This window comes from Kocuria sp. CPCC 205261, from assembly GCF_040981025.1.
GTDB classification, from domain to species: domain Bacteria; phylum Actinomycetota; class Actinomycetes; order Actinomycetales; family Micrococcaceae; genus Kocuria; species Kocuria marina.
The window spans coordinates 1-1,017 of sequence record NZ_JAVKPU010000041.1; the positions used below are offsets into that span (position 1 = coordinate 1).

Genomic DNA, 1,017 nt, shown 5'->3' on the forward strand with positions numbered 1-1,017 from the left:
CGCTGGGCTCGAGGCCGAGCTGGCGGGGTGGGCAGGTGGTAGAAAGGCGGAACTCCCGGTAGAGAAGTGATTGTCGAGATCGCTGCTCTGCCCAGGAGTTCCTTGCATGAAAGTGTGCCGCACCCTGCCCGAGGACACCACCACCGAAACCGCCGGCGCACCCCGGTGCTGTCGGTTGGCCCCGCTCCACGCCCACCGCCCCCGACGGGCGCGGCGGTACCCGACGGATCTGAGCGACGCCCAGTGGGCGATCATCGAGCCACTGCTGCCCGACCCGGGGTTCCTGGCCGGGGCCGGGGGACGGCCCGAGTCCTGGTGCCGACGGATCATCGTGGACGCGATCCTCTACGTCGTGGACAACGGCATCAAATGGCGGGCGCTACCGGTGGACTTCCCGCCCTACTCCACAGTGTTCAACTACTTCGCGGCCTGGGAGAAGACCGGGGCCACCGCTCGTGTGCTGGATGCGCTACGGGACCGGATCCGCCTCGCCGACGGCCGGGCCGCGGAGCCAACGGCGGCAGTCATCGACTCAGCCTCGGTGCGCGGGGCCGCCACCGTCGGAGCCGGCACCCGCGGCTTCGATGCGGGAAAGAAGGTCAACGGCCGCAAACGCCACATCATCGTGGACACCCTCGGACTGCTGCTGGCGGTGGTGGTCACCGGCGCCGGAGTCCAGGACCGTGACGGAGCCAAGCCACTGCTCGAGCTGTTGACTGCCTCCTGCCACAAGGTACGGCTGGTGTGGGCCGACGGCGGCTACGCGGGGAAGCTGGTGGCCTGGGCCGGCGATACTCTCGGTCTGACCCTGCGGATCGTCAAGCGCAGCGACCTGCCCGGGTTCCAGGTCCTGCCCCGGCGCTGGGTCGTCGAACGCACCCTGGCCTGGATCGCCTCCCACCGCCGGTGCGTGCGCGACTACGAACGACTCCCGGCCCACCACGAGGCGATGGTGCGCTGGGCGATGATCCGCACCACCAGCAAACGCCTCGCCCGAAAGGTTTAGGAACAGACACT

1 protein-coding gene is annotated in these 1,017 nt (G+C 69.3%); it reads left to right on the plus strand.

From position 1 onward, the window contains the following. The first annotated feature begins 106 nt into the window (after positions 1-106). Positions 107-1,006, plus strand: a complete 900-nt coding sequence (locus RF646_RS13285) for an IS5 family transposase (protein WP_368836236.1) — start codon at positions 107-109, stop codon at positions 1,004-1,006. Positions 1,007-1,017 lie beyond the last annotated feature (11 nt).